Source organism: Streptomyces sp. SID5785, from assembly GCF_009870065.1.
Classification (GTDB): domain Bacteria; phylum Actinomycetota; class Actinomycetes; order Streptomycetales; family Streptomycetaceae; genus Streptomyces.
This window is the reverse complement of record NZ_WWIA01000327.1, coordinates 1-3,678: the sequence shown is the minus strand read 5'-3', so window position 1 is coordinate 3,678 and position 3,678 is coordinate 1. Positions and strand designations below refer to the sequence as shown.

Below are 3,678 nucleotides of genomic sequence, written 5' to 3'. Positions count from 1 at the left end.
TAGCTGGGACACGACTCTGATGCCGGAGAGCTCGTCGCTCACGTCCGAGAGATAGATCGTGAGGGCGAGGGCGTCCCGCCCCGCGCGGAACTCGAAGGACGTCGGCGGCATCAGATCCCCGGTGCGCAGCAGCTCGTCCGCGATGTACTCGGCGTACAACCAGGCCATGGGGACGGTCAGTTCACCGCCCGGCCCCTGCGTGCCGCCGCTGTCGGCGCCCGCCGCGCCGTCCTGACTCCCGTACCGCATCCCTGTCCGCCTTCCTCCGGCCCGCGCACGGCGCCCGGCCCCGGGCCCGCGCGTCGAACGCGCCGGGCAGGTCAGCGGATTACTCAACCGAGGAAACGCCCTCCGGGGCAGGCGCTTTGCCGATGCTTGACCCGGACTTCCGTTTCACCGCAGGTCGGGCGCGTATCCCGGAAGGACCCTGCGCAGCGCCCGCAAGGCGTAGTACGCACGGGACTTGACGGTCCCCGCGGGGATGCCGAGCGTGCGGGCGGCCTCGGCCACGCTCGCGCCCTTGAAGTACACCTCGAGCAGCACGGCCCGGTGCTCGGGGCTCAGCGTGGCCACCGCCTCGCGCACGTCGAGCGTCGCCGCCGACCGCTCCGCGTGGTCCGCGCACACCCGCGCGCTGTCCAGCACGGCGCCGCCCACCTCGGCCGGCCGGGCGAGCCGGGCCCGGCGGGCGTCGATGGCCAGCCGCCGCCCGACGGTGAACAGCCAGGGCCGCACCGACTCGTGCGCGGAGCGCAGCGCCTCCGGGTGCTGCCAGGCCCGTACGAACGTCTCCTGGACCAGGTCCTCCGCCCGCTGCCGGTCGCCGTCGCACAGCCGCAGCAGGAACGCGTAGAGCGGCCCGCCGTGCTCCCGCTGGACCTGCGCGAGGTCCGTCTCCGTCGTCCGTGGTGTCCTCAGCGCCGTCGTCATGCGCGTATGGCAGCGCAGGGGGCCCGTGCCGCCCAGACGGCGCGCGCCGGTGTGCGGCAGGCGGTCGATGCGCTCGACGAGCGGTGCGGCGAACGGGTCGAGCGGGCCGGTGGCGTGCCGCCGTTCCGGCGACGCTCCGGCACGGTGCCTTGACCCTCCCCGATGGCCATATGTGGATATTTACGGCAGTCCGCCGCCCCGCCTGTGACAGGGAGCCTGGTCGATGAGAGCGACGACACGGAGCAGTACGCGCAGCAAGGCGCTGGCCCTCGCGGCCGCCCTGATCGGACTCGGCGCCGGCTGCGCCGCACCCGGAGGAGGCCCGGCGCACGCGCCGAGCGACGCGCCCTCGGGCCGCCCGGCCCCCGCCGCCCCGGCGACCCGACCGTTCACCCTCGTCGCGTCCGGCGACGTCCTGCCCCACGACTCGATCATCGAGCAGGCCCGCACCGACGCGGGCGGCGACGGATACGACTTCCGCCCGATGCTGGCCGGGATGAAGCCCGTCGTGTCCCGCGCGGACGTGGCGATCTGCCACATGGAGACCGTGTACGGCGCCGACGGCGACTACCGCGGCTACCCCGACTTCACGTCGCCGCCCGAGGTGGCCGCGGGGCTCGGAGCCACCGGCTACGACTCCTGTTCCACCGCCTCCAACCACACCCTCGACGACGGTGCGGACGGCATCGCCCGCACCCTGGGCGCCCTCGACCGGGCGGGCGTGCGGCACGCGGGCTCCGGCCGCACCGCGGGGGAGGGCCGGGCCCCCGCATGGCTGGAGGCGGGCGGCGCCCGGATCGCCCAGCTCGCCTACACCTACGACACGAACGGCCATCCGATGCCCGACGGCAAGCCGTGGTCGGTGAACCTGACGGACCGCCGGCGGATCGTCGAGGACGCCCGGGCCGCCCGCCGCGCGGGAGCCGACGTCGTGGTCGTCTCCATGCACTGGGGCACGGAGTGGCAGGACGAGCCGGACGCGGGCCAGTTGTCCCTCGGCCGCGAACTCACCGCCTCCCGCACCGGCGGCCGTCCCGACATCGACCTGATCCTCGGCACCCACGCGCATGTCCCGCAGGCCTACGAGAAGGTCAACGGCACCTGGATCGTGTACGGGATGGGCGACCAGATCGCCGGCCAGATGGTCAACGGGGACGGCGACCCGGACGCCCGCGGCAACATGAGCTCGGTCGGCCGCTTCACCTTCGCGCCCCCGGCCCGCGCCGGTGAGCGCTGGCAGGTGACGAAGGCCGAGTTCGTGCCGCAGTGGTTCGACGTCGGCACGGGCCGCGTCGTGAACCTGGGCCGCGCCATCGAGGACGGGGCCGACCTGGCCGGCGTGCGCGACGCCGTCCGCCGGGCCGTCCTCGGCCGGGGCGCGGCCCGCGACGGACTCGTCATGTCCCGGTGAGGAGCTACTCGGCCCCGGTACCGGCGCCGGGGCCCGTGCGGTTCAGCTCGGACCGCTTGTACGAGTACCCGAAGTAGATGACGAGCCCGATCAGGAACCAGACGGCGAACCGCACCCAGGTCTGCCACTCCAGGAACGTGATCAGCCAGATGGAGAACACGACCCCGACCGCGGGCACGACCGGCATGCCCGGCGTGCGGAAGGTGCGGGGCAGCTCGGGCTGCCGGTAGCGCAGCACGATCACCGCGACGCACACCACCACGAACGCCAGCAGGATGCCGATGTTGGTCAGCTCGGCCGCCTCACCGATCGGCAGGAACCCGGCGATGGCGGCCGACGCGAACCCGACGATCCACGTCACGCGCGTCGGCACGTGCCGCGTCGGGTGCGTCTTCGCGAACCACTTCGGCAGCAGCCCGTCGCGCGACATCGAGAACCACACGCGCGTGACGCCCAGCATGAACGTGAACATCACGGTGAGGATGCCGATGATCGCGCCCACCGCGATCACGTCCGCGAGCCCGCTCAGGCCCACCGACTTGAACGCCGTCGAGAACCCGCTCTCCGGGTCGATGTCCTTGTAGTTCTGCATGCCCGTCAGCACCAGGCAGGCCAGCACGTACAGGACCATCGAGATCACGAGCGAGTAGATGATCGCCTTCGGCATGTGCCGCTGGGCGTCCTTGGACTCCTCGGCGGCGGTCGACATCGCGTCGTAGCCGAACACCGCGAAGAACACCGTCGCCGCGCCGGTGAAGGCCCCGCTGACCCCGAACGGGAAGAACGGCGAGTAGTTCCCGGTGTTGATGTGGAAGAAGCCCACCGCGATCACCAGCAGCACCACGAGCACCTTGAGGACCACGACCACGGTCTCGAAACGCGCCGCGTTCTTGATCCCGAGCGTCAGCAGATACGCGATCAGCAGACACAGCGCCGCCGCGAACAGGTCGACCCGGTGCCCGTCGCCGGTGCCCGGCGCACCCAGCATCCACCGCGGCAGTTCGAGCCCCATCTCGCCGAGCAGGAAACTGAAGTAGCCCGAGATGCCGATCGCGACCACCGCCACGATCGCCGTGTACTCGAGGAGCAGGTCCCACCCGATGAACCAGCCCACGAGCTCACCGAGCACCGCGTATCCGTACGTGTAGGCCGAGCCGGCCTTCGGGATGAGCCCGGCGAACTCGGCGTACGACAGGGCCGCCGCGGCGCTCGCCACGCCCGCGATCAGGAACGAGACCAGGACGGCAGGACCCGCCTTCTCGTTCGCGACGGTGCCCGCGAGGGTGAAGATGCCCGCGCCGATGATGCCGCCCACGCCGATCGCGGTGAGCTGCACA

4 protein-coding genes and 1 pseudogene are annotated in these 3,678 nt (G+C 72.2%); 2 read left to right on the top strand and 3 right to left on the bottom strand.

Annotated features, from left to right (window positions below; genetic code table 11):
• A pseudogene (locus GTW43_RS37480) lies at positions 1-249 on the bottom strand (hypothetical protein); the annotation flags it as partial.
• Positions 250-393: 144 nt separating this feature from the next.
• A complete protein-coding gene (locus GTW43_RS10575; RefSeq protein ID WP_161301390.1) occupies positions 394-930 on the bottom strand; it encodes a sigma-70 family RNA polymerase sigma factor in 537 nt (178 codons plus the stop codon).
• A gap of 6 nt (positions 931-936) precedes the next feature.
• Between GTW43_RS10575 and GTW43_RS10570 the strand changes: the two genes are divergently transcribed.
• Together GTW43_RS10570 and GTW43_RS10565 are read left to right on the top strand one after the other, a co-directional pair.
• On the top strand, positions 937-1,083 hold the full coding sequence (locus GTW43_RS10570; RefSeq protein ID WP_161301389.1) for a hypothetical protein: 147 nt from the start codon (positions 937-939) through the stop codon (positions 1,081-1,083).
• Positions 1,084-1,153: 70 nt separating this feature from the next.
• The gene (locus GTW43_RS10565) at positions 1,154-2,341 is read left to right on the top strand and encodes a CapA family protein (protein WP_161301388.1); all 1,188 of its coding nucleotides are present in this window, start codon (positions 1,154-1,156) and stop codon (positions 2,339-2,341) included.
• A 4-nt stretch (positions 2,342-2,345) separates the two neighbouring features.
• On the opposite strand, the gene GTW43_RS10560 is transcribed toward GTW43_RS10565, so the two are convergent.
• Positions 2,346-3,678 (bottom strand): amino acid permease (locus tag GTW43_RS10560; RefSeq protein ID WP_161301387.1); only part of this gene is annotated, 1,333 nt, incomplete at its 5' end.

Excerpts from the sequence above, each read along its gene's own strand:
- GTW43_RS10570 (WP_161301389.1), top strand. The coding sequence starts at position 937 with ATGGCAGCGCAGGGGGCCCGTGCCGCCCAGACGGCGCGCGCCGGTGTG.
- GTW43_RS10565 (WP_161301388.1), top strand. The coding sequence starts at position 1,154 with ATGAGAGCGACGACACGGAGCAGTACGCGCAGCAAGGCGCTGGCCCTC.
- GTW43_RS10575 (WP_161301390.1), bottom strand. The coding sequence starts at position 930 with ATGACGACGGCGCTGAGGACACCACGGACGACGGAGACGGACCTCGCG.